At 29.5% G+C, this 24,387-nt stretch carries 23 protein-coding genes; 2 read left to right on the top strand and 21 right to left on the bottom strand.

Annotated features, from left to right (window positions below; genetic code table 11):
• Positions 1-18: 18 nt before the first annotated feature.
• Positions 19-561 carry a type III toxin-antitoxin system ToxN/AbiQ family toxin gene (locus C7U55_RS06875; RefSeq protein ID WP_106987928.1) on the bottom strand — a complete coding sequence of 181 codons (543 nt, stop codon included), beginning with the start codon at positions 559-561 and terminating at the stop codon, positions 19-21.
• Between the two features lie 327 nt (positions 562-888).
• Positions 889-1,386, bottom strand: coding sequence for a hypothetical protein (locus tag C7U55_RS06870; RefSeq protein ID WP_106987927.1), 498 nt, complete (start codon positions 1,384-1,386; stop codon positions 889-891).
• Positions 1,387-1,585: 199 nt separating this feature from the next.
• Between C7U55_RS06870 and C7U55_RS06865 the strand changes: the two genes are divergently transcribed.
• A complete protein-coding gene (locus C7U55_RS06865) occupies positions 1,586-2,833 on the top strand; it encodes an ATP-binding protein (RefSeq protein WP_106987926.1) in 1,248 nt (415 codons plus the stop codon).
• A 37-nt stretch (positions 2,834-2,870) separates the two neighbouring features.
• On the opposite strand, the gene C7U55_RS06860 is transcribed toward C7U55_RS06865, so the two are convergent.
• From C7U55_RS06860 to C7U55_RS06825, 8 genes are all read right to left on the bottom strand, one after another.
• Positions 2,871-3,935: a GGDEF domain-containing protein gene (locus C7U55_RS06860; RefSeq protein WP_106987925.1), complete on the bottom strand. Its 1,065-nt coding sequence runs from the start codon at positions 3,933-3,935 to the stop codon at positions 2,871-2,873.
• A 551-nt stretch (positions 3,936-4,486) separates the two neighbouring features.
• Positions 4,487-5,305, bottom strand: coding sequence for an RluA family pseudouridine synthase (locus tag C7U55_RS06855; protein ID WP_106987924.1), 819 nt, complete (start codon positions 5,303-5,305; stop codon positions 4,487-4,489).
• Positions 5,306-5,343: 38 nt separating this feature from the next.
• Entirely contained in the window at positions 5,344-7,281 is a 1,938-nt protein-coding gene (locus C7U55_RS06850; RefSeq protein WP_106987923.1) for a P-type ATPase, read from the bottom strand.
• A 68-nt stretch (positions 7,282-7,349) separates the two neighbouring features.
• Complete coding sequence (locus C7U55_RS06845) at positions 7,350-7,541, bottom strand: hypothetical protein (RefSeq protein ID WP_239985180.1); 192 nt, start codon at positions 7,539-7,541, stop codon at positions 7,350-7,352.
• A 259-nt stretch (positions 7,542-7,800) separates the two neighbouring features.
• A complete protein-coding gene (locus C7U55_RS06840; RefSeq protein ID WP_106987921.1) occupies positions 7,801-9,387 on the bottom strand; it encodes a peptide chain release factor 3 in 1,587 nt (528 codons plus the stop codon).
• Between the two features lie 140 nt (positions 9,388-9,527).
• On the bottom strand, positions 9,528-10,763 hold the full coding sequence (locus C7U55_RS06835) for an aminopeptidase (RefSeq protein WP_106987920.1): 1,236 nt from the start codon (positions 10,761-10,763) through the stop codon (positions 9,528-9,530).
• Positions 10,760-12,736, bottom strand: a complete 1,977-nt coding sequence (locus C7U55_RS06830) for a tetratricopeptide repeat protein (protein WP_106987919.1) — start codon at positions 12,734-12,736, stop codon at positions 10,760-10,762. Before C7U55_RS06830 ends, C7U55_RS06835 begins: the two co-directional genes overlap by 4 nt.
• 21 nt (positions 12,737-12,757) lie before the next feature.
• Entirely contained in the window at positions 12,758-13,105 is a 348-nt protein-coding gene (locus C7U55_RS06825) for a hypothetical protein (protein WP_106987918.1), read from the bottom strand.
• A 74-nt stretch (positions 13,106-13,179) separates the two neighbouring features.
• Here C7U55_RS06825 and C7U55_RS06820 point away from each other — a divergent pair, with 74 nt between their 5' ends.
• A complete protein-coding gene (locus tag C7U55_RS06820) occupies positions 13,180-14,373 on the top strand; it encodes an FtsW/RodA/SpoVE family cell cycle protein (RefSeq protein ID WP_106987917.1) in 1,194 nt (397 codons plus the stop codon).
• Between the two features lie 40 nt (positions 14,374-14,413).
• Here the strand turns inward: C7U55_RS06820 and C7U55_RS06815 are convergent, their stop codons facing one another.
• The 11 genes from C7U55_RS06815 to C7U55_RS06765 form a co-directional block, all read right to left on the bottom strand.
• Positions 14,414-15,829 carry an EAL domain-containing protein gene (locus C7U55_RS06815; protein ID WP_106987916.1) on the bottom strand — a complete coding sequence of 472 codons (1,416 nt, stop codon included), beginning with the start codon at positions 15,827-15,829 and terminating at the stop codon, positions 14,414-14,416.
• 1 nt (position 15,830) lies between these two features.
• Positions 15,831-16,091 carry a hypothetical protein gene (locus C7U55_RS06810; protein ID WP_106987915.1) on the bottom strand — a complete coding sequence of 87 codons (261 nt, stop codon included), beginning with the start codon at positions 16,089-16,091 and terminating at the stop codon, positions 15,831-15,833.
• A gap of 441 nt (positions 16,092-16,532) precedes the next feature.
• Positions 16,533-16,967, bottom strand: coding sequence for a hypothetical protein (locus C7U55_RS06805; protein WP_048925200.1), 435 nt, complete (start codon positions 16,965-16,967; stop codon positions 16,533-16,535).
• Positions 16,968-17,053: 86 nt separating this feature from the next.
• Positions 17,054-18,937: a PTS fructose transporter subunit IIABC gene (locus C7U55_RS06800; protein ID WP_106987914.1), complete on the bottom strand. Its 1,884-nt coding sequence runs from the start codon at positions 18,935-18,937 to the stop codon at positions 17,054-17,056.
• Positions 18,938-19,855, bottom strand: a complete 918-nt coding sequence (gene pfkB / locus C7U55_RS06795; RefSeq protein ID WP_106987913.1) for a 1-phosphofructokinase — start codon at positions 19,853-19,855, stop codon at positions 18,938-18,940. It lies immediately after the preceding gene.
• Positions 19,855-20,598 (bottom strand): DeoR/GlpR family DNA-binding transcription regulator, encoded by a 744-nt coding sequence (locus tag C7U55_RS06790; protein WP_106987912.1) that lies wholly within the window; start codon positions 20,596-20,598, stop codon positions 19,855-19,857. The genes pfkB and C7U55_RS06790 overlap by 1 nt, the downstream gene beginning before the upstream one ends.
• Before the next feature lie 139 nt (positions 20,599-20,737).
• The gene (locus C7U55_RS06785; protein WP_162297426.1) at positions 20,738-21,028 is read right to left on the bottom strand and encodes a Dabb family protein; all 291 of its coding nucleotides are present in this window, start codon (positions 21,026-21,028) and stop codon (positions 20,738-20,740) included.
• A 13-nt stretch (positions 21,029-21,041) separates the two neighbouring features.
• Entirely contained in the window at positions 21,042-21,812 is a 771-nt protein-coding gene (locus C7U55_RS06780) for an SDR family NAD(P)-dependent oxidoreductase (protein ID WP_106987910.1), read from the bottom strand.
• Positions 21,802-23,190 carry a DHA2 family efflux MFS transporter permease subunit gene (locus C7U55_RS06775; RefSeq protein WP_106987909.1) on the bottom strand — a complete coding sequence of 463 codons (1,389 nt, stop codon included), beginning with the start codon at positions 23,188-23,190 and terminating at the stop codon, positions 21,802-21,804. Before C7U55_RS06775 ends, C7U55_RS06780 begins: the two co-directional genes overlap by 11 nt.
• Before the next feature lie 96 nt (positions 23,191-23,286).
• Positions 23,287-24,042 carry a MurR/RpiR family transcriptional regulator gene (locus C7U55_RS06770; RefSeq protein ID WP_106987908.1) on the bottom strand — a complete coding sequence of 252 codons (756 nt, stop codon included), beginning with the start codon at positions 24,040-24,042 and terminating at the stop codon, positions 23,287-23,289.
• A gap of 55 nt (positions 24,043-24,097) precedes the next feature.
• Positions 24,098-24,382: a hypothetical protein gene (locus C7U55_RS06765; RefSeq protein ID WP_032090712.1), complete on the bottom strand. Its 285-nt coding sequence runs from the start codon at positions 24,380-24,382 to the stop codon at positions 24,098-24,100.
• Positions 24,383-24,387: the final 5 nt, after the last annotated feature.

Here is a 24,387-nt window from a genome sequence, read left to right as displayed (position 1 = left end):
ATTTTTTTGAACAATTCATTAACATCCATATTTTTCAATGTATTTATCACATGCTTTTTCTAATAAAGAGAAATCTACGGTTGCATATTGGATATAACTATAAGAAGAATTCCTACTTTTAAGTTTATAAACAACTTGTGCTCTTTTTAAAATATCTTCTTGATTCTTCTTACTTCTTAAAACACGTACTTGATCAATAAGTAATCCTTTATACTTTTGATCTTTTTCTAAAAAAATATTAAATTCATAATAAGATCCTTTAGGAACAGGAATCATATTATTAAATAATAATTTTCCTAAATAAGATTCAACTGTAGGATTTCCATTAAAAATCCTCTTAATGGTAGGTACTCGAGTAAACTGTACTTTCTTGATACCATGATCATCATAATAATCTCTAAAATCAGGAGATGATAAGGGTACAAAATACTGATAACCATTTAGTTTAACTTTTATCGCTATAAACTTTCTTTGATGTTTATCTACATTATGTGTTAATACTTTTGAATCTATCTTATGAAGATAATCCATATAATCTCGATCAATTTCATACAATTTCATAAATTTTCTCCTTTAAATAAAAAATACGAAGATTTTACTCTTCGTATCCTTTTTAGCTCTCACTATTTGGTAGAGAATCACCTGATTTTTTAGCTCCCACTATTTGGTAGGGAATCACCTGATTTTTTAGCTCTCACTATTTGGTAGAGAATCACCTGATTGTTGAAGATAAACTTCTCCATTACAATAATATCAAGTTTTGTTTCAAAAAACAATCATTCTTGATTTTATTCATAATTTATTCATAACTTTGTTTCCAATCATCTGCTGAAAACTATTTTCTTCATCATTTGGTAAATTCCAAGTAACAACTGTTTTATTGGTATGTCAATTAATGACTTGCCATTTTATATGCCAATCTTTTCCATTTAATAAAATAGAATTTAAACTTGTAAAATTAATACTTACTGCTAACAATTGTTGATAAGTATCTTCTAGTATGTTTTCATCAAAATATAATTGAATAGATGAATAATCCTCTTTAATTTTATATTTATAAAGCTTGTTGCTTTTAATGAATTTCTTCATAGCAGTATCGATGATTTTTTTATTATCTTTAATATACTTTTCTATTTGTGAATCTGTAGAAATTAAGATCACATCTTTATTTTTCTTATAGGCTTTAGAACAGTAATTTTTATCTTTATTATATGTTTTAACCATTTTATTTAAATCTTTTTCACTCGTTTGTCCACAAAGAAGTGAAAAAGAATAAGGAATGACTACTTTTCTTGTATTCCCTTTGATCTTTGAAGTATTGTTGCAACCACAAAGTGATAAAACACAAACAACAACAAATATAAAATGATATAATTTTCTTTTCATCATAACCTCCTTTTTCTATTATATACTTTAGAATCTTCATTTTAAAAATGTATTGAGTTTATCTAAAAATGATTGTTTTTTATTTTATGGCCATTTCCGACCATAAAAAAAGCCATAAAATAAATATGGTTGAATTTATGGACTTTTTCGGTATAATTATTATATAATTGGTCATATTATAAAGAGGTGAATAAAATATATGAAAGAAACAAATATTTTAGAATTCAAAGAAGAAATTTCAAAGTCCTTTTTAAAAACAGTAAGTGCTTTTTCAAATTACAATGGTGGAACAATCCTATTTGGTATTGATGATGATGGAAAAATCAAAGGTATAGAAAATCCTAACAAACGTTGTCTTGATATAGAAAATAGAATTAATGATAATATCTTTCCACAACCAAATTATCGTTTAGAAGTAGATGATCTTAATAAAACAATATCACTTATCGTAAACCCTGGAGAAAATAAACCTTATCTATATAACTCTAAGGCATTTAAAAGAAATGATACTTCAACAATCGAAGTAGATTCTTTTGAATTAACTCGTCTTATTTTAGAAGGAAAAAAAATAAATTATGAAGACTTACCAACAAGTAATATTCGTTTAGATTTTAAGTATCTTGAACAAAAATTGAAAGAAGCTATTTCTATTAATACATTTAATAAAGATACATTAAAAACGCTTAATTTATTTAATAATAATCATTTTAATAATGCTGCTGAGCTTCTATCTGATAACAATTCCTTTCCAGGGATTGATATTGCGATATTTGGAAAAAGCATAAATATTATAAAAAAGAGACTTCTTCTAGAAAATATGTCTATTTTAAAAATGTATGATTTAGCAATTCAAACATATATCGATTATTATCAATATGAAGAAATTGATGGAAGTTATAGAAAAAAAATAGAACTTATTCCCGAAGAAGCTTTTCGTGAATCTATCGCTAATGCTCTCATTCATAGGGCATGGGATTTGAACGCAAAAATAAGAATTTCTATGTTTGAAGATCGAATTGAAATTGTATCACCTGGTGGTCTTATAAATGGAATCACAAAAGATGAATATATCTCTGGTATGATTTCTTCTTTAAGAAATCCAATTATCAGTAATGTATTTTTCCGTTTAGGTATTGTCGAAATCTTTGGAACTGGAATTCTTAGAATTATACATTCTTACAATGAAAGTATTAACAAACCTATTTTTAATACAAGTACTAATACAATTCAAATCACTTTACCTGTTACTCGTTCAAAATCAGATTTAAAAACAGACAATGAAATCATTTATAATCTATTTAAACAATATAATGAACTATCAATTAGTGAAATTCTATCATTAGTACCTTATAGTCGTTCAAAAGTAAAAGATATTTTAAATAAATTAAAAGAAGAAAATATTATAAGAAAAACAGGCCGTGGACGAGGTACAAAATATCATCTATAAAAAACAAGTCAGTTTAAAATGAACTGGCTTGTTTTTCTTATCCTTTTCTTGCTTGTTTCATACGTGTTTTACAGTCATACATATTTTTATCTGCTTGATTTAATAATACTTTTAAATTTGCTTCTTGATAGCTTGTAGAAAGATCATAACCATAAGCAAAATCAAGGTGTATTTGTTTGCTGAATTCATTATAACGTTTTGCTTCATTTTGAACACTAGTAATAATTTCTTCTACCTCATCCTTTGTTACATTTGTAAGTAAAGCAATGAATTCATCACCACCATATCTTCCTACAAAATGCTTATCTGGTATAGAAGTTCTAATAATATCAGCAAAGTTCATAATGAGCGTATCTCCTGCAACATGCCCTAACGAATCATTGACTTCTTTTAAATCATTTAAATCAAATACAATCATTGCAGATGGTTGATCAAAATGATTGTATTCACCAACTAATTCTTCAACACGGCTTCTATTTGGAAGTCCTGTATGTAAATCAATATAAGCAAGTTTATTTAATTCTTTATTCCTTTTCATCAAGACAATAGCTAAAATCGTTTCTCTAATAATGACACAAACAATAAGAGTACTTGTGACAATAAGACCTTTTTCAATGGAATTAAGTTGTGAAGCACAATGTTGAGAATAATTTTCAGCTGCTGTTACTGTTTCATCAGCAAGATAAAAATAGTCTTCACTCATATTAATAATATTGGTATTTTCATAACCATTTTCTCTTACTTTTTGAATTTCTTCTTTTAATGAAACCCATGCCTTATTAAGTTTTGCTAATTTATTTTGATATTTTTGATCATCTATTTTTGTAAGTTGATACTTCCCACCGCCATGCATCAACCCATCAAAAATATCATCTAAATAACGAATTAAGCTATTATTCGCATTTCCTGATATTTCTAATTTTATTTCACGTTGTGTTGCTCCACGTATAATCCCTGCATAATTAATAACTCTTGCATTTCCTTGTATTTTATTAACATCAATCATCATAAAAATCGTTAGAACGATTAAAACAATCATCAAGAGCCCTTGAATAAATCTTTCAATCATTCTATTTCTATTTTTTCTTTGTTCCGCTTTCATTTGGTTTCATCTCTTTTCCGATACAAATATATCAAAAAAAAAGATGAAATAGCAAAAACTCTATGAAAGGCCCTTAACTTTCATAGAGTTTGGGAAGAAGATATAAAAAATATCTAAAAGTTACAATATGGTTAACCCACGTCTATACTATATAAAAAACAAACCAAAATAAAAGCAAATATAATCAAATGGAAAACAAGATATAGAAATTATAATGAATTAGCTAAAAAATATAATTGTAAAATGGTACAAATGCCGCTTACTTGGCTATGGACAAAGGGTGTTTCTTCACCAATTTCGTTGCTATTAAAATGAAATATATTGATGTTGCATAGATGCTTTCAATATCAAACTTTCAAATGATGATATTACTTACCTTGAAGAAATGTATGTTCCTCATCCAATTATTGATGCAATTAACAAAAATCTTCCACAAAGTATTGTTCTTTTAAATAAAAAATAACTATATTAATAAAATAGTAGAAGAACAATTATTTTTCTTTCATTACCTACTGGATCAAAACAACATATTTTCTTGTACTGTCTAATATTTATCTTCCATAAAATTCTTTTGGACAATCTGTTTTAAATTCATATTTTTTCTTTGTTTTAGGATGAACAAAACCAAAAGCATGGGCATGTAAACCTAAACGTCTTATTGGATTCGATGTTGCTCCATATTTTTTATCGCCAACAATTGGATGATTAATATTAGAAAGTTGAACTCTAATTTGATTTTTTCTACCTGTATCTAAATTAATTTCCAAAAGTGTTTGATTCTTCATTTCTTTAATGACTTTATAGTGTGTAATCGCCAGTTTTCCTTTTTCTTTGTTCGAAATATAGACTTGTTGCGTTTTGCTTTCAGCTAGATAATTTTTTAAAGTTCCTTGTTTTTTTAGTCCTTTTCCTTCTACTAAAGCCATATAGCCTCTTAAATATACAATTTTATTCCAATCTTTTTGTAAAAGATCCCTTATTTTTTCATTTTTACAAAACATTAATACTCCTGATGTTTCTCGATCAAGTCGATGAACGATAAATACTTTTTGATTTTTGTTTTGTTTTTTTAAATATTCACTTACATAATGATAAGCTGTCTTTTCTTTTTCTTTTCCATCTGACATGCTTAACAAACCCGATGGTTTATTAATAACGACAAAATCTTGATCTTCATAAAGAATTTCAAGAAGCGAATTATTTTCTTTTTTTATTTCTACAAGATCATCTTCTTTTAATAAATGATCAAATTGGCTAACTTGTTTACCATTAACATATACTTCTTTATATTTTAATAGATTTTTAACATTCTTACGATTATACGATAATGATAAAAAATCAATTAATTTCATTTCTTTTTTTACTTTCATTTTTTTCTCCTAAAAAAATGCAAAGAAAACTTTGCATTTTACATTCTTATGATTAATTGTGAATTGAATAAAACCAAAACTGATTCTAAAATATAGATTATACAAGCAACCCACCAAGGCATGAGACCTAAAACACCTAATAAAACAACCAATAAACTAATTAAAATACCAATAAATGTATTTTGAATATTTACTGCTTTTTGTTTACGAGCAATTTTTAATAAATCAATAATTGTATCAAAGTTAGAATCCGTTAACATAATATCACTATTCTTTGTCACATTTTCGTTATGAACACCACCACGTGAAATCGCTACAGAAGCTTTTTGAAGTAAAGCAATATCCTTATCACAATCACCAATATAAGCAACTGGTCCCGCTACAAGAGCCTTATCCATAACTTCTAATTTTTGTTCAACAGAATAATTGTTGTAGATTGTATATTCATCATTTTCTAAATCTACTGGTCCATCATTAAAAATGACCAATGATTTATGCAATCCTTTGATTTTTTCAAATAAATCCATTTCATCTTCTGTTGTTTCAATCCCATCAAAACGATCATAAATAATTGTTGTACATGTATTTAAATCATCTAATCCACTATTTTCTTTGATTGCAATCTTTTTAGAAAAGGCTTTGGCAACACCCGCAAGCAAAGTAAATGATGCTCCTTGTACATAAGCAAAACTACCCGATACAGTCAACATAATAATTCCTAAATACATATATTTTAAATTATCATGCAAATTTAAAATTGGTAAAATCACACAACAAATCAAACCGACAATAATTAAAGCCTTTGTATAAATATCAGAAACTTTATTAATAATTTTTTCTGTACTTGAAGAAGATATTGGAGCATTTGTCGCAATATCAACAATTTTTGACATCGCTGAAACATCATATAAAGCTGTTGTTTTTATATGAAGATACCCTTCTGTAACGACAGTTCCACTGAATACTTCGTTACCAACTTTAGATGTTTGATATACATCACTTCCATCGATTGCATAAACATCTAATTTTGCTTTCCCTTTGATAATCTTTCCACCTAAAGGAATTGTTTCTCCTTCTTTAACAACAAGAACATCTCCAATATCAAATTCTGTTAAAGGAACCATTTCTTCATTTTCTTTAACTAAGCGTCTTTCTAAATTTTGATGAGAAACGAGCTCATCTAGTTTTTGCATTGACCATTGTGTTACCTGCATAATCAATTGTTTACCAAATTGATAAAGAACAGAGACAACAAGTGCCTCTATAAAGGCGCCATAAACCCATCCACCTAAACAGGCAAGTAAAAAGATTGCATTTTCACTTAAGTAATTCTTTAATTGTAAATCTCTTTTGGCATCTTGTAATACTTTTTCATTACATATAACTAAAGCAATAAACCAACCTACATAAGTTAAAAATGTTGTATCTCCAAAAGTAACGAGTCCTAAGGCAACACCTACACAAAACAAGGCAATGCGTGCATATTTTTGAAAATATTTTTCATTAAATAAATCTTGTGACTTAAATGGTTTTTTCCATTGTTCTACTTGAATATTTGGATTGACATTTTCAACAATACGCTTAATACGATTTAAAGCGTAAGCAGAAGATGTCAGTGTCAACATCTTATTTTGAAAATCAAGTTGTACATTTTCAAAAACACTGTATTTAGAAAGAATATCTTTGATTTCATTTGCTTCTTCTTCACTTTCTAAATTAGTAAACATAAATATTTTTTCAACTTTATTTTGATTAGAAATATATTCCCTTTTTTTTCGATTGACCATTTCTTTTAAAATATAATCCATATTTGATTCATCTAAATAGTTTTGAATATTATCAGGTCTTGCGCAATTAAAAGAAATCGAATCCTTATTTATTTTAATACGTGAAACCTCTTGCATACTGTTTAACTTTAAAGATAAAGCATTGATATCTTCGGTTTTAATATGATCTATATAATATATACGTTCCATCTGCTTTTCTCCTTTTTTTAACGCATTTCATTGTAACACATTTTCTTAAAAAATCAAAATAGCCTACTCTATCGGCTTGTTTTTTTATGTTGAATAAGAACAAAGTTTTGTTTAAACTCCTTATCCGTACATGACAAAGAAAATTCATCTCCATAAACCTTATAATGAAGAATTTCATTACCTCGATCCTTCATGACACAATCATAAACCGCTCCTTGTTCAAATAACGTATTCTTTTCTTTACCAATAATAACCTCCATAGACACAATACATCTACAAAGGCATCTTTTACCTGTATTAGCGATTATGATCACCCCATTTCCCTATTATTGTACAACACAAGATTATATATGACAAATTTCTATAATATAATAAAGATACGCAAAGGAGGGAAATATGAAAAAAAGAAATTTATTTACCATCCACATGCTCTTATTTTAATAAGAATTAATCTTTTTTATTTATTTAACAAAAAATGACAAATGTCATATATGAAATTTGTCATTTTTAACTATAATTTTAGTTTTTAGAAAATTCTAATAATTCAAGGTCTTTATTTTTATCTTGTGCCCAACGAACACCCCAATCATTTGTGAAAAGCAATAATGGTTGACCTTTTAAATCTTGAACTTTTCTTGTGTCTGAAGAAAGATTTAATGATTTTAAATTTGTACCTTCTTTTACCCAACGAATATATTGATAAGGGAGTGGTGATTTATGAATTTCTACATTATATTCATTTTTTAAACGATGTTCAAGAACTTCAAATTGAAGTACACCAACAACCCCAACAATAATTTCTTCCATACCGCCACCAAGCTCCGTAAAGATTTGGATAGCTCCTTCTTTAGCAATTTGTTCTACACCCTTTACAAATTGTTTTCTTTTCATGGTATCTTTATTACGAATCATCGCAAAATGTTCTGGCGCAAATGTAGGAATCCCTTCAAAAGCAAAATGTTTTTTACCTGTTGTAATGGTATCACCAATAGAGAAAATACCCGGATCAAAGACACCAATGACATCTCCTGCATAGGCTTCATTTACTTCACTACGTTCATCTGCCATTAATTGTTTTGATTGATTTAATTTAATTTTTTTCTTTCCTTGATAATGATAAACTTCCATTCCTTTTTCAAATTTACCTGAACAAATTCTAAAGAATGCCATTCTATCACGATGTCTTGAATTCATATTTGCTTGAATTTTGAAAACAAAGGCTGAGAAATTTTCTTGATAAGGATCAATGACTTCTCCATCTGCCATTCTTGGTGTTGGAGGTGTTGTCATATTTAAGAAATGTTTTAAGAATGGTTCAATTCCAAAGTTTGTAAGAGCTGAACCAAAACATACAGGTGATAACTTACCAGCACGTACTGCTTCCAAGCTAAATTCATTTCCTGCCATATCGAGCAATTCAATATCTTCTTGTAACTTATCATATAGTTCATCTTCAACGTATTCTTTTAATTTAGGATCATCCGCTTTTAAAATTTCTGTTTCAACTTCTTTTTTTCCACCATCTACAGGAATAAAGCGAATAACTTCTTTGTCATCTCTTTCATAAACCCCTGCAAAACGTTTTCCTGAACCAATTGGCCAGTTTACTGGACATGTTTCAATTCCTAATTCTTGTTCAATTTCTTCCATTAATTCATAAGGATCTCTTGCTTCTCTATCCATCTTATTAATAAAAGTGAAAATAGGAATATGACGCATTGTACAAACTTTAAATAATTTACGTGTTTGATCTTCGACCCCTTTACTTGCATCGATAACCATAACAGCACAATCTGCTGCCATTAAAGTACGATAAGTATCTTCCGAGAAGTCTTGATGTCCTGGAGTATCCAAAATATTGATACAATATCCTTGATAATTAAATTGTAATACAGAAGATGTTACTGAAATCCCTCTTTGTTTTTCAATTTCCATCCAGTCACTTGTCGCATGTTTACTGTTTTTCTTTCCTTTAACTGTTCCTGCTTGTTGGATTGCTCCTCCATAAAGTAAGAACTTTTCAGTTAATGTTGTTTTACCAGCATCTGGATGGGAAATAATCGCAAATGTTCTTCTTTTTTCAATTTGTTGTCTTAAATCTTCCATTGCGTCCTCCCTCAATCTATATACATTTTTATTCTTTAATTTCAACATTACAATTATTACCACAAAATAGGTAGAATTGCTACTTATTTATGAAAAAATTCTTCCTTTAAATCACAAAAAGTGGGTTTTACCCACTTTCGTTAAAATACAAAATTTCCATTCTCAAAGATTTTTACATGACTACCATCTTCTAAAATACCATCAATCATTAAATCTTCTGTTCCCATCATAAAATCAACATGAACTAAAGAATCATTAATACCCTTTTTAAATAATTCTTCTTTATTCATATCAATACCACCTTTAATACACTCTGAAAACCCAATACCAAGAGCCATATGACAAGAAGCATTTTCATCATAAAGCGTATTATAGAATAGCGTTTTTAATTCATTGATCGGTGAATGATAGGGAATTAAAGCAATTTCTCCTAAGCGTTTACTACCTTCATCACTATCAATAATTCCTTTTAAAACTTCATAACCATTTTTTGCACCAAAATCAATCACTTGTCCATCTTTAAAGCGTAAATAAAATTCATCAACAATATTTCCACCATAACTTAAAGGTAAAGAACTAAAGACAATTCCTTCTACATCATCTTTATTAGGTGATGTAAAGATTTCTTCGGTTGGAATATTTGGAAAATTATAAACACCATTTTTTAAATAACTTCCTCCACCAGCAAATAAATAATCCTCATTTAATCCAATCGTAATTTCTGTTCCTTTACTATTTTTATAATAAAGTTTCTTTAAATTAAGACTATTTAAATGATTTACTCTTTTTTCAAAAGATTGGCGATGTTGATTCCATAATTCAACGGGATCATGTTCTTCATCAATTTTAGCTGCTTTAAAAATTGCATTCCATAAACTATCAAGAGCTTCTTGATTTGACATGTCTGGATAAACTTTATTTGCCCATTTTTGGGTAGCACCACCAACAATACACCAAGCATTTGTCATATTATCTGACAAATCAAAATAAGTTTTACATGCTTTTTTAACCGCTCTTTGCCAATTTGAAATCTTTTTAGGATCAATCCCTGCAAGCATTTCTGGATTTTCATCATCAATGTATAAAAAACATGCATTCATTAAAGCATAATCATTTCTAAAAGTTGAAAACCATGTCGGTACTTGTAAGAAATCATCCTCTGCCATATTTTCATATTTCATACGTGTCACTTCTTCATCACTGTAATGAACAACAACTTCTTTAGCTCCCACAAGATAAGCTTGTCTTGTCACTTCGCGAACAAGTTGATAACTTTCAATAGACGCACTAATGACAACAGTTTGTTTTTCCTGTACATTTAATCCAGATTGAACTATTAATTTTGCGTATTTTTCTAATTTTGTTTTAAAACTCATTTTTCTACCTCTAATTTATCTAATTCCTTTTGTGCTTCAAGACAACCATCTTGAAGTGCAAGTTGATAATATTCTTTTGCTTTTTTTAAATCTTTAGATGTTCCATCACCATAATGATACATATAACCAAGCATAAAACTTGCTTTTGAATAATGATAATCACTGGCTTGTTTATAATATTGCATGGCTTTTTGTTTATCTTCTTTTTGACCTATTCCATAGAAAAACCATCTTCCTAAATGATAGAAACCTTCTCTATTTTGTTTTTGACAAGCAGACAAATAATATTCATAAGCCATTTGATAATCTTTTTCAACATAAATCCCATTTTCTAAATAATAAGCATATTTGACAAGTGCTGGTGAATATCCTTTTTTAGCACTTCTTAAAAGATAATCCATCATCTCATCTTCACTTATTTCAATACCTTGTTCACCATAGAGTGCAAGTTGATAAAGAGATTGTTCTTCATCTTCTTTTTGAATAGCGATTTTAAAATGATGAATTGCTTCATGAGTATCATGCCTTTCTTTAAAATATTGACCTATTAAATAAGCAGCCAAATTATATTGATCTTCAACAAGAGCAAGTAATGCAATTGCTTTGCCTTTATCTTGTTTGACTCCTTTTCCTTCTAAATAACAAATTCCAAGATGATAATAAGCTTCTTTTTCACCAAACTGTAAAGCCTTTTGGTAAAATTCAAAAGCCTTTTCTTCATTTTTTGTTGTTCCTAAACCATGGCCATAGTAATAAGCTACAGCCAACATCGCTTGGCTATCTCCTTGTTTACTTGCTTTTAAATACCAATAAAAACTTTCATTTAATGAATTTTCTATTTCACTATGCATTTCATAAAAATAGCCCAAACAATATTGAGCATTCACATAGCCCATATGCGCTGCTTTTAAATAATATTCCAAAGCTTTTTGACTATCTTTTTCAATACCACGACCAAATTCATAACACGTTGCAAGTGCAGTTATCGCAACATCTAAATCATCTTTAGCGGCTTCTTGATACCAATAAAAAGCTTTTTGATGATTTTCATTGCAACCTAAACCTAGATCATAAAAACGTCCTAACTTATACTTAGCGAGACTGCTTTCTTCATAAGAAGCTTTTTCATAATAATGAAAAGCTCTTTGATAATCTTGACTAACCCCTTGACCAAATTCATAACATTCACCAAGGGCACAAATGGCATCATTATGTCCTAAAGCCGCAGCTTCTTCAAAGCGATAAAATGCTTCTTCCAAATCTTGTTCCACACCTAAACCATGTTGCAAGAAAAAAGCAGTTGAAAACAATGAGCGAGGAAATTTTTCATCCAAGCCTAACGAATATAATTCATATGCTTTTTCATAATCTTGTTCAACATCAATACCGTATTCATAAAAATAAGCAAGATTGCATGAAGCAACAACACTTCCTAAATCACTCGCGAGTTTATAATAAGTCATTGCTACTTGATTATTTTGTTTAACACCTTGTCCTTTTTCATACATATAGCCTAAAACACATAAACAATCAACATCTTCACATTCTTCTCCTAAACGAAAACATTCAAGAGCTTCATCATATTTTCTTTGATCATAGTAATAAAGTCCTACTTGATAATATTGATCGGGTGTTAACTCCTCTAATTCCAACTCATCAAAATGATGATTATAAGTAAGCGCACATAAATCAATACCAATGACTTTATGATCTTCATTTTCAATAAGATATTGTTCAAACTCTTCATAATCTTCATAAGTTTCCATCATGAAGCGAATGGAGTCTACTTGTTGTTGTATTTCTTCAAGGTCTGCATGATGAGAATACACCGAAACAAGTTTAACATAAGCAATACTTTGTTCATAATCATCTTTTTTTACACGAATCAATGTCTCTAATTCATAATTATTCAAGACTTCGTCTATATAATAATGATGAAAAAAGGGTTCATACATCTGTATTCTCTCTTTCATGCTTATCCCTCCTTATATTTTCTATTTCTTATCATTTATAATTCCACTGATTTCACTTGAGAATTTACCGAGAATCACAGTTACTTTCCCCGTAGATTGAATGATTCCACTAGCCCCTAATTCTTTTAAAACATTCACTTTAACTAAATCATCATTTTCTACAAAGACTCGTATCTTGCTTCCTTGTGCTTCTGTTTCTCTAATATTATCTATTCCACCAAAAGCATTGATCAATGCTTCTAAATCGATAGGAATATCCTTTAAAGTCACTTCTTTTGGCTTTTTATTCTTTAACCCCTTCGCAAAAATAAACCATACTAAAACAATAAGCACTACGGCTATAAGAATATAAATAAAATAATCTGACATATTCATTTCCTTTCTAAAAAAAATTTCTTTTATGATATATTTATAGTATACTATAAAACACAAGGGGTGACAAAATGAAAAAATATTTTGATTCAACAATTTGTTGGCCATTGGCTACGATTTTATTTATACTTTGTTTAATCAGTTGTTATACAATTAAATGTGCTGCAGGATATATCACCTATCCAAATCCAACAGGATATTGGACAAAGCAGCTTCTTTATTATGGTATTGGTGTCGGTCTTATTTACCTTATTAGTCGTTTTGGAAATGATCGTATTTATTCAGGAATGTGGATTTTCTACGGCATCCTTATTGTTTTTCTCGTAGGACTTGTCATTCAAAGATTTGCGATCTATAAATTAGGAATGCATATCATTCCTTTTGCGAAAGATTTAAACGGAGCAACATCTTGGTATAACTTCCCAGGATTTTCTTTCCAGCCTTCTGAATTTATGAAAGTTGTCATGATTATATGTATGTCTAAAACCATCTCATTACATAATGAAAGATATCTTATTCATACTTTTGAATCAGATTTACAACTTATCTGGAAAGTTGCGAAAATTGCCTTACCACCAATGATTTTAACTTATCTTCAAAATGATGCCGGAGTTACTTTAATTATGGCTTTTGCCGTTGTCGTTATTTTATTTGCTTCTGGTATTAATAGAAAATGGTATATTGTTGGTTTTGCAGTTGTAGCGGTCGTCTTGATTATTTTCACATATCTCTTTATTTTTAGGCAAGATATCTTTTCTTCTATTATTACAGGACATAAACTTGATCGTTTCTATGGCTGGGTAGACCCTGAGGGAACCTATCAAAGTCAAGGTTATCAGCTTTACAACGCGATGATGGCTTATGGAACTGCTGGTTTATTTGGTCATGGCTTTGAGACAGTCATTATTTCCTTACAAGAAGCACATACAGACTTTATTTTCTCTGTTATAACTTTAGGATTTGGCTTTGTCGGAGCTGCTATTACGCTAGTTTCTGTTTTAGCACTTGATGTTATTATTCTTTATGTTGGGTTAAAAGCAACCCATCAAAGTGATAAATATTTTATTGCCGGTATTTTTGGCTGTATGATTTTCCAACAATTTTGGAATATCGCCATGATTTTAGGATTATTACCAATTACTGGTATCACCTTACCGTTTTTATCATATGGTGGATCTTCTTTACTTTCCTATATGATTGCCATGGGAATGTGCTTTGATATTCACCGTCAAACAAGTATCGCTAAATATAATCAAATCAGATAGAGCTTCAAACGAAGCTCTTTTTATATATAAAAAGAAGCCCTTAAGCTTCTTTAATAATCAAATGATTTTCAAGTTTATATTTTAATTCATCTAATGAACAAGGTCTACTATAATAATATCCTTGAATATAGTCTGTTTCCATATTCATTATTTTATGTAATTCTATTTCTGTTTCAACACCTTCTATACACATTTTAACCCCGACACTATGTGACATATCAATCATATGTTTTAATAAAAGATTTTCATAATCATTTGATAAAGCATTTTGCATTAATCCTCTATCGATCTTAATACAATTTGGTTTTAGATTATATAAATAATGAAAATTAGAATATCCTGTTCCAAAATCATCTAAGGCTAATTGAATATTATTTTCTTTTAAATTCTTACAGAAATTGGTAAAACTTGCATCTGATTCAATAAAGCCACTTTCTGTAAGTTCAACTACTAATTGATTTTTTTCAATATCGTAGCGATTTATAATATTTAAAATATCTTTTAATATAGGTGTTTTTAATACTTGTACATAAGAGATATTAACATGAACCTTTAAATCAGGAATAAATGGTTTTAACGAACAAACAGCCTGTATAGATTGTTCCAAAACCCATTTCCCTACTGGAATAATTAAATTACTTTCTTCTAATAAAGGAATAAATTCATAAGGTGTCACTTTTCCAAACGTATCACATTCAAATCTTAAAAGTGCCTCTAAACTTGTAATTCTATTTTTATCCACTTGGACAATCGGTTGGAAATGAACTTCAAATCCAACAAAATCATGATCAACAGCTTGATGTAAACATTTAATCAATTCACTCTTACGTTGGAATTTTCTATAATCCTCTGTTTTAAAAACATAACACATGTTTTTTCCATCTTTTTTAGCTTTACTTAAACCAAATTCCGTCCATTTCATGATTTCTGTATAACTTGCAGTTGGATTTTCTTCAAAGCATAAAGCACCCGCCGACAAAGTATGATAAACTTCATAGTTGATTGATTCAACATAAGCTGTAATACTATCACGAATACAATTATATAAGTTTTTAGCGTCTCTTTTATCTCCGAATAAATCTAAAATAATAAATTCATCTGAAACAATACGATAAAGCTTTTGATGATTTAATAGATGTTCTTTAATACAATTACCTGTTTGTTTTAAAATTTCATCACCATATTTTAATCCATAATTTTCATTAATATTTTTAAAATTATCAATTCCTAATCTTAAAACAAAACCTCTATGCATATCATCTTGAATAGGAATAATTAAGTTTTTAAAACTTGTTTCACCTAACAATCCACTCACATTATCCGCAATTTGTTTCTTTCCAATTTCGTTAATACATCCTACTAAATATTTAATCTGATGATTTTCATCATAAATAGCACTCCCACGACAATTGATCCAAATCGCTTTTCCTGCTTTACTCAACCAACGATATTGCAAATTATGAAATTTTTTTTCCAGTAAAAATCAAATCAAGATCTTCCATAACAAGATCATAATCCTTGTAATAAATAAATTCTTTAAATTTTTCTATAGGATTTTTAAATTCATGATTTTCCATTTTAAAACGTACTTCCGCATGAGGAGAAATATAACAAGAATCATTTTCAATATCGATAACAAAAAGATAATCATCAATGCATTGATCTAAAACATCAATCATTCTTCTATAGGATTGTATTTCATCGTTTAATTTATTCATAGCACTTCCTCCCCTACATTATATATTAGTACCCCCCCCCTCAATTTTCAACTCATTTTAAACAAAATAATAAGAATTACTCATTAAGGAAAGTCGCTTTAATTTATCAAAAATGCTATCTCGCATATTAGATTTCATTATATAATACTATGTATATATCTTGAATGCAATATTCTTTCAATTATAAAAAATAATACATTTTAGTTAATTTTATTTTAAAAATCTTAATTAATCATCTGTCAAATCTTATTAAATAAGATTTGAATTTATACAAAACTTGACGCTTAATCATTATTTATTTCAAATGGTCAATTAAGTTAAAGATTAAAATGTATTTACATCAATTGCATTTTTTAGAAATTTTATTTGATATACATTAAATTGTATTAAAATTATTCTATTTTGTAAATCTTTAATGTAAAAAGAAGCCTCTTTTGGGCTTCATAAATAGTTCTTTAATTGTTCACTATAATCTTCTTCAATTTTTATTAATTTTAAAGCAATATCTTTTATTTTAGAATGTGCTTCTTGATAAACATGAAGATAATGATACAAAGATTCTACACCCATAGCACATCCTTGAAAAAGCAAAGAGGCTACTGTTGAATCTTCATGATCCATTGCAATTTTAAAATTCATCTTCATCCAAGACATACTTTTAGCCATTAAAGAAGCTTCCTTTTCTTTTATTTCGTATTTTTTAAGTAAATAATCAACTTCTTCTTTTAGTTTTTGATGACGATTTTTAATATCAATGCTTAATTGTTTAAATTCTTGATTTTGAATCGTATCTAATACCTCATCAATTGAAGAAATGGCCATTTTTAAACCAGCATCACATTCTTGTAATAATAACATTGTTTCTTCTTTTTTCATAATATCTTCCTTTCTTTTAAAGTATTGATAAAAAAAGAAAAAACATACAAAAAGATTCTAGATAGAAATACCTAGAATCTCATATATTATTTTAATGGTTTCTTTAATAACGCTAAACCAAACTTTCCTACAACTGAACCAATAGCTAAGGCAAATAAATATCCTAAAGGATTTGAAATAACACCAATAACAAAGATACCACCATGAGGAGCCATCAATGTACAATTAAAGAACATTGATAAAGCACCCGCAACAGCTGACCCAGCAACACAAGCAGGTAAAATATGAAGTGGATCTGAGGCTGCAAATGGAATAGCACCTTCAGTAATGAACGACAATCCCATAATTACATTTGTGAGTGTTGTTTGTTGTTCTTTTTTAGTAAAACGATTTTTAAAGAAGAATGTTGCAAGAGCAATCGCAAGTGGTGGAACCATACCACCAATCATAACCGCAGCCATGATATCATAGTTTCCTGAAGCAATCGATGCAGTCCCAAAAACATAAGCTGCTTTATTGATTGGACCACCCATATCAATAGCCATCATACCACCAAGTAACATTCCTAAAATTACTTTACTTGAACCACCCATTGAATTTAAAGCATTTGTAAGAGCTGTGTTAATAGCAGCAACAGGTGGATTGATAATAAATGTCATTAGTAGTGCCATTAATAACAATCCAAAGAACGGATATAAAAGAACTGGTTTTAAACCTTCAAAAGCATCTGGTAAATAATCAAATAATTTACGTAACCCCTTCATTAAATATCCAGCTGCAAACCCAGCAACAAGTGCTCCTAAAAATCCTGAATTTCCTTGGTTAGCTAATGCTCCACCAACAAATCCGACAGCAAGACCTGGACGATCAGAAATTGACATCGAAATATATCCAGCAAGAATTGGTAACATGAAACCAAAAGCTGTATCTCCTGTTGTTTTAAAGAAAGCCGCTAATGGGGTATTTTTACCAAAGTTGCTTGGATCAATTGTATAATCATCAAATAAGAAAGCTAAAGCAATTAAAATACCTCCACCAATAACAAACGGTAACATATGACTAACACCATTCATTAAGTGTTTATAAATTTGACGACCAACACTTTCATCATTTTCACTTTCAACAGTTGTTGATATGTGATCTGCATGATAAATTGGGGCATTTCCACTTAAGGCTTCATTGATTAACTCTTCTGCTTTATTGATCCCATCTGCCACCTTAACTTGAATCACTGGTTTTCCATTAAAACGAGCCATTTCAACATTTTTATCCGCTGCAACAATAATCGCTTCACATTCTTCAATTTCTTTTGTAGTTGGGGCATTTTTCGTACCACCACTACCATCTGTTTCAACTTTAATGGTAATTCCCATTTGTTTTGCTTTTTCTTCTAAAGCTTCAGCCGCCATATACGTATGAGCAATACCTGTAGGACAAGCAGTTACTGCCAGCAAACGATAAGTTCCTGTAAATTCTTTTTGTGCTTCTTCTTTTTCTTCTTCTTTTGCTTTTTGTGCTGCTTCTTTTTGATTGATTAAATCCATAAATTCTTCTACACTTTGTGCGTTAATTAAAGAATCTTTAAAGTCTGTATCCATCAACATTTGTGATAGCATAGCAAGAATTTGTAGATGTTCGTTTCCACCTGTTTTAGGAACTGCAATCATAAAGAAAAGTTTTGCTGGTTGATTATCTAAAGATTGATAATCGACACCGTCTTTAACAACCATTGCTGCAAGTCCTGGGGCATTTACAGCTTCACTTTGAGCATGAGGAATAGCAATTCCTTCCCCAATTCCTGTTGTACTTAATTCTTCACGTGCATAAATTCCTTGTTTATAAACATCTTGATCATTTAAGTTTCCTTGCTTTGCCATTAATGAAACTAATGTATCAATGGCTTCATCTTTATTTGAACATGTAGCATTAACATCAATCGAAACATTTTTTAATAAATCTAAGATTTTCATTTATAGTTCCTCCACTTGTAATTGTTTATAGACTTCTTGAATCATGGAAACTTCGGCAAGATCTTCACTAAATGCTGTTGCTCCGCCACAAGCACTTCCTAATTTTAAAGCTTCATCATATTTTTTATCCTTTAAATATCCAGCAATGAATCCAGCAACCATACTATCTCCACTACCAACACTATTTAAAAGTTTTCCTTTAGCCCCTGCACAATAATAAACATGTGTGTCTTCACTTACTAAAATAGCACCATCTTTTCCAAGGGAAACAAGAACATTAATAGCTCCTTGTTCTTGAAGTTTTCGAGCATAGTGAATTAGATCTTCTTTATTTTCAATTTTAACATTGAATAATTCTTCTAATTCACGATGATTTGGTTTAATTAAGAAAGGATGATAAGGTAATACTTTCTTTAATAAATCATTAGTTGCGTCAACAATGATTTTAATTCCTTGTTGATCGAGTTTTTTCATAATTTGTTCATAAATATCATCAGGTAAAGAAGAAGGAATACTTCCTGCAAGAACTAATGTGTCGTTTTCTTTTAAATAATCTAATTTTTCAAATAACTCATCTAATTTTTCTTGAGGAATATCTGGACCACTTCCATTAATTTCAGTTTCTTTAGCCCCTTTCATCTTCACATTAATTCTTGAAAGACCACTTTCTAACTGACATAAATCGCAGTCAAATCCTCTTTCTTTTAATTCTTTAACAATTTCTTCACCTGTAAATCCTGCAACAAACCCTAAAGCTGTTGTTTCAAGATTCAAACGACTTAAAATTGTTGAAACATTAAATCCTTTTCCTCCAGGATAAATTTCTTCTTGCTTTGAACGGTTTGTTTCCCCTTCTTCAAAACAATCAACATGCATAATATAATCCAAAGATGGATTAAAAGTAATTGTATAAATCATTAATCTCTAACCTCCACAACTGTCGCTTGTTCTTTAATTTCTTTTTCACAATGATCTGTAATAATCACCGCATCATTTATTTGACCAAAGGTCACATGATACACCTTATTAAATTTACTATGATCCGATAAAACATAACTCATTTGACAACGTTCCATAGCCAATTCCTTAATAACAGCTTCTTCACTATCTGGTGTCGTAAAACCATTCATTAAATCAATTCCATTTGTTCCAAAGAAACCTTTAGAAAAATGATAACGACTTAATGACTTCATCGTACTAGCACCCACACATGCCCCTGTAATATTTCTCACTTCTCCACCAAGACATACTACATGAAATCCTTTAAGGGTCAATTGTTGAGCTTGCATTAAACCATTAGTAATATAGTGTGCTTCTTTTTGATCTAAATATTCAATCAACTCTAAAGTTGATGAACCTGCATCTAAATAAACCACATCATTGGCTTCAATCATTCCTGCTGCATACTTTGCAATTTTTTTCTTTTCATCAGCATTTAATAATTGTCTTTTTCCTAATGGATCTTCAATCGTATGTGTTACCTTAGGAATAAGGGTTGCACCCCCATGAACTCTTTTTAAGAATCCTTGATGATCAAGTTCTACTAAATCTCGTCGTATACTTGATTCACTCGCTCCTGTAAGTTCAACAAGGGAAGCTACAGTCACATTTCCTTTTTTATCTAATTCATTTAAAATAATTTGATGGCGTTGATTATCCATACTGATCACCTCTTACGCGTTTATTATATGACCGTTCAATCACAAAGTCAATTATATTTTGACTGTTTAATCATAAAAATAAATGTAAAATGAAAAAAAGAGCCCTATTTTGAATGAATGCTCTTTAATATATGAATGCTTAAATTATATAATCTATTGCGGTAACAGTTTCCATTTCTGGGCCATCCATTAACAGCTTTTGATGTTCCTTTGATTGAGGATATTTTTGTAAGTCTATCCTATTAGAAAATTCAACAATTTGAATCACATCACCGAAATGAGGTCCCACAGATTGTTGTTCACTCATATTTACTCCTATTTCACTTTTAATAATCAAAGGACATTTTTTACCAACTTCTTCTAACATTTCAACAAAATGTTTAATTTCATTTTTATCTTTTAAAGTAAATACCGATACATGTTTAATCATCTTTCTCTCCCTTCTATGCAATATGCATTCCACCATCTATAAATATTTTTTGTCCTGTTGTATGACTTGCTTCTTCACTACTTAACCATAAGACAGCGTTCACGACTTCTTGAGTTGTCGCTAGTTTTTTCATAGGAATCACATGTTCTTTCAACATTTCTTCTTCATGAGGATTAGTTGAAAGTGAATTTTTGGTCAGTTCTGTTCCCATGGTTGGACCTGGACAAATAGCATTGACACGAATACCAAGTGTTGCATTTTCTAAAGCCGCCATTTCTGTTAAAGCAATAACTGCTGCTTTCGCTGGACCATAAGCAGCAAATCCAGGTGCCATTTTATATCCACCAATAGAAGCCGTATTAACAATTGCGCCAAAACCTTGTTTTTGCATTTGTAATAATTCATATTTTAAACAAAGAAAAACACCTTTCATATCCACATCAACTACTAAATCCCATGTTTTTTCAGAAATTTCTGTTAAGGATTCATAAGGCATACGTACCCCATCTGGTCCAATACCCGCATTATTAAATGCACAATCAAGACGTCCATATTTTAAAACAACTTCTTCAATAGCTTTTTTTACATCTTCTTCTTTAGAAACATCACAGTGAATATAAAAAGCTTCATTTCCTATTTCTTTTATTGCTTGCTTGCACACTTCTTCTCGATCAACAGTTAAAGTCACAACTTTTGCACCTTGCTTTGAAAAAGCAATCGCTGCTTGCTTTCCAATACCACTTGTTCCTCCGGTAATTATAACCACTTTACCTTTAAAATTCATTTTTCTTTCCTCCTTTAAAAGCAAAATATTGACTTAAAATAACAATATTAATATTAAACATTAAAAAAATCAAAACAAACAATGCACCTCTATTTGTCCCATCATATAAGTTTGTTTCTTGTTGTACAAACGCTAAAATAGTTGCTGTAATGGACGTTCCTATTCCCCCTGAAAGTTGCATCAATGTTTGTAACGTAGCATTCCCATCTGCCTGTAGATTTTTTGGTAAATAAGACATCGCAGATGTCATGGTATTACCAACAATTAAACCAATGCCTAGACTATAAATAAAATAGAATAAGATACATGATTGATATGTAAGATTTTCAAAAAAGAATAAGAAACAAAATGTGGCAATAAAGCTACCGCATAACCCTAGAATAATTGGCTTTTTAGCACCAAGACGATCAAGTATCAATCCACCTATTGGTGCAAACACAGCACCAACAATGGCTCCTGGAAGTAAAACGACCCCTGCATCTGTTGCTGATTGTTTTAAAACAATTTGGACAAATGTCGGTAATAATAAACCATATCCAAGTGTTGTCATTTGTAGAAACATAATAGCTAAAGTATGAAACGTAAAACCTTTATGATTGAATATTTCTATACGAATTAAAGAATTTTTAATATGCAGTTGTCTTTTAGTAAAATAATATAAACTGATTATTCCAATAATAAAGCAACCCAAAACACATACTAAATCATCAACTATCTGATTTAAATTAGAAAACCCCATAATTAAAGAAACAAAAGCTAACGCTACCGCTATAAAACTTAAAAGATCAAATTTTTCATGTTTATTAATTATTTGTTCACTCATACAAAAATAACCTATAAAACTTGCCAGAATAATAACTGGTAAAACACAAATAAAAATATAGCGCCAAGTAAAATATTGTGTCATAATTCCCCCAAAAGTTGGTCCAATAGCGGGTGCTGCAGCCGTCACAAAAGAACCACATCCCATCATTAAGCCAAGAAATCTTTTCGGTGATTCTTCTAAAATGATGTTATACATCATAGGAAGTGCAATTCCTACCCCTGCTCCTTGTATAAATCTTCCTATAAGCAATAAAGTAAACTGTTGTGCAAAGACATCAACAATCAATCCTATTGAAAATAAGAACCCTGCTGTCAAAAATAATTTTTTTGTCTGAAATCTTCTTTTTAAATAAGATGAAATAGGAATCATAATACCCATCATCAATAAATTTCCTGTTGTCATCCATTGAACAAGTGATGTTGAAATATGAAACTCATTCATCAATGTAGGAAAAGTAATATTTGTCGCTGTTTCAATCAAAACACCACAAAAAGAAAACAAACCTGCGGCTAAAATAGCGAATAATTGTTTAATAGTTAATTTTTCTTCCATAAGCCCTCCTTATGGGTTACTTTACTTTAAAATAAATAAATTTCTTTTCTTTTTTATATTTCATAAACTTTCTTGACAAGATGAAAAAAATGTGCATTAAGCACATTCTAATTCAAAGTAGCGTGATACCAACATATCTATTAAATAACGAAAAAGAAGTCTTCTTTCTTTCATTTCTAAATGATCGATAGATACAAGCAAAGTCCCTTCAAAAGATTTCAACATTGTTTGATCGATCAATTGAGTTGAAAGCAAAAGTTTATTTCCTTGATTTCTTAAAAACTTTCGTAAACAACGTGAAGATTGTTTACTTAAGGCATCTTCTTCTACACCAATAACAATTAATAAATCATCCTCTTTTAACCGATCAATAGCTACCTCATTTTCATCTAAAACAAGAATATCTTTTTGAAAAAGATCTCCTTCGTATTGAACATATTGACAAAGTAAATGTGAATAAGCAATTCCATAAAGATAAATATGCTTAGCTTCTTTTATTTTTCTTACAAAGTAATCGATTTGACTTTGTTCAATTTTCATTAAATTCTTTTCAATCCAAGATAATGAATCATGAAGATGCTTCTTTGTAAGAAAATAGTTGGTATTTGTGACTTGTTTTCTAATTTCTAATTCTAATAAACAATCATCTTTAAAGGCAATATAATTATCATAACCTAATTTTTTGATAAATTTAGAGATCTTCGCTTTTGAAACATAGCTTTTTCTTGCAAGTTCTTCAATGGACATAAAAGCAACTTCTTTTAAATTCATTTTAATATAGTTACAGATCGCATAATCGATATCACCTTGTTGACTGTTATTTAAAATTGTATTGATTTTATTTGTTATCATAATATCACCAAATAAAGTATAACATAAAAACCGCCTAAGCGGTTTTTTGTATGAGTTATAGAGAGTTTTTATATTTGAAGGAAAACTGATCAACAATTTTATTTATGTTTTTCTTACCACTGTAAATAGCCTTTCCAACAAGGATAATCGCTAATATAGATATTATTATTAATATGATTGCAAAGATTTTTACAAATAGGATATTTGAAAAATAATACATCAATAAGACTCCCAGAGAGGAAAGGAAGAATAAATTGCGTAACCATTTTATAAGATTATGAATCATTTTCTTTTGATAATTAATTTCATCTATATATCCTTGTTTTTCTTGACTATTCATCTTTT

Source organism: Faecalibacillus faecis (assembly GCF_003024675.1).
GTDB lineage: Bacteria > Bacillota_I > Bacilli_A > Erysipelotrichales > Coprobacillaceae > Faecalibacillus > Faecalibacillus faecis.
This window is presented reverse-complemented; position numbering and strand designations above follow the sequence as displayed.